This is a genomic window from Mesorhizobium alhagi CCNWXJ12-2 (assembly GCF_000236565.1).
Taxonomy (GTDB): Bacteria; Pseudomonadota; Alphaproteobacteria; order Rhizobiales; family Rhizobiaceae; genus Allomesorhizobium; species Allomesorhizobium alhagi.
In genome coordinates this window covers 1-1,794 of sequence record NZ_AHAM01000326.1, presented here as the reverse complement: position 1 = coordinate 1,794, position 1,794 = coordinate 1, and the positions used below count along the sequence as shown (strand labels likewise).

At 63.7% G+C, this 1,794-nt stretch carries 2 protein-coding genes; both read left to right on the top strand.

Translation table 11 applies throughout. The annotated features are described in order from the left end of the window. A partial coding sequence (locus MAXJ12_RS32875) for a heavy metal translocating P-type ATPase (RefSeq protein WP_008840560.1) occupies positions 1-1,078 on the top strand: 1,078 nt, incomplete at its 5' end. After that, positions 1,075-1,794: MFS transporter (locus MAXJ12_RS32870; RefSeq protein ID WP_244421690.1), on the top strand; the 720-nt coding region annotated here is incomplete at its 3' end. The genes MAXJ12_RS32875 and MAXJ12_RS32870, both read left to right, overlap by 4 nt.

Sequence of the window (1,794 nt, the reverse complement as noted above, 5' to 3'; positions counted from 1 at the left end):
TACCGGTCTCGGAGCATCCAACGGTATCCTGTTCAAGAATGCGTCTGCTCTCGAGGACGCGACAAAACTGAACGTGATCGTCTTCGACAAGACCGGCACGCTGACAATGGGTCAGCCCAAGGTCGTCGAAGTCGTTCCTGCGCCCGGCGCGTCGCCCTTCGAGGTTTTGCAAATCGCGGCAGCGGTCGATCAGGGGTCGGATCACCCGCTGGCCGTCGCCATCGTCGAGCGGGCCAGGGACCTGGAACTTCCAAAAGTCTCCGGCTTCCTCAATATCGAGGGTAAGGGGGCCAGCGCCGCGATCGGTGGAGATAAGGTGTTCCTCGGCAACAGGCGTCTCATGGACGAGCAGAAGATCGACCTCTTGGCGCTCGGCGAGAAGGCTGAAGCGCTCAAGGGCGAAGGCCGCACCGTCATTCATGTGGCGCGATCGGGAAAACTTCTTGGACTGATCGCCATCGCCGATGCGCCGCGCCCGACCGCCATCGCGACCATCAAGAAGCTCCACGAGCAGGGCGTGCGCGTCGCCATGCTCACCGGCGACAATGCCGGCACCGCCAAGCGTATCGCCGGCATTCTCGGCATCGACATCGTCCTGGCCGATGTTCTGCCCGGCCAGAAAGCTGAAAAGATCAAGGAGTTGCAGGGACAGGGCCTCAAGGTCGGCATGGTCGGCGACGGTGTCAACGACGCGCCAGCCCTGACGCAGGCCGATGTCGGCTTCGCAATCGGTGCAGGCACCGACGTGGCGATCGAAAGCGCCGATATCGTGCTGATGAAGAGCGATCCCTATGACGTCGTCGGGGCGATGACCTTGTCACGAGCCACCCTTCGCAAGATGCATCAGAACCTGTGGTGGGCGGTCGGCTATAATGTCATCGCCTTCCCGCTCGCGGCAGGCGTGTTCTATCCCTTCCTTTTAAGCCCCGAGATCGCCGCGCTGGCAATGTCGGGCAGCTCGGCGCTGGTCGCCGTTAATGCGCTTCTGCTCAAGCGAACCAGGCTCGAAGGCATCCGGCCGGCCGCATCGACTGCCGCAAGCGCCGCTCATGAGCAGCCGACCGGTGCGCCGGCATGAGCGGGACCGCAAGACCTCCCCTGCCTTTGTCGTCGAGGGTTCTGGGCGCACTTCTGGCTTCGTCCTTCATCGTTGCGCTCGGCTATGGGATCGTCCTGCCGGTCCTGCCGACAATGGTCGAGCGGCTCGCAGGCTCCGCAGACCCGACATTCGCTCCACGGCAAATTGGCTTTCTGACTGCTGCCTATGTCGCCGCACCACTGGCTGTCGCGTTCCTCTGGGGACGGGTGTCGGATTTGATCGGGCGTCGACCCGTCCTTGTCGTTGGCCTGATCGGCTTCGCCGTCACCTTGGCGGCTTCGGCGCTCGCGCCGAACTTGCTGCTTCTTTATGTCGGACGAATCCTGAACGGCGGCTTCGCCGCCGCCGTAGTTCCCACAGCCCTTGCGTTCATTGCCGACACGGAAGGTGACGATGATCGGCGCGCCAGAACCTTTGGGTGGGTCAGCATGGCATCGATTGCCGGCTTCCTGCTCGGTCCCATGCTCGGCGGCCTCGCTGCCGGATGGGCTTTTGACTCGGGTAAGGCGGTGCCCCTCTTGCAGGCCGCCCCTTTTCTTCTTGCATCGGGCCTCGCCTTGGCCGCGGCAGGCGGCGTGAGGTTGATCCTGCCTGGAGGCCGAGTGACCGGCCAGCCGGTAGACACGAAGAACCGCGAAACGTCGACGTTCGTACCCGGGGAGATACGGCTGCTCGCCCTTGCCTCTGTAGCCGCG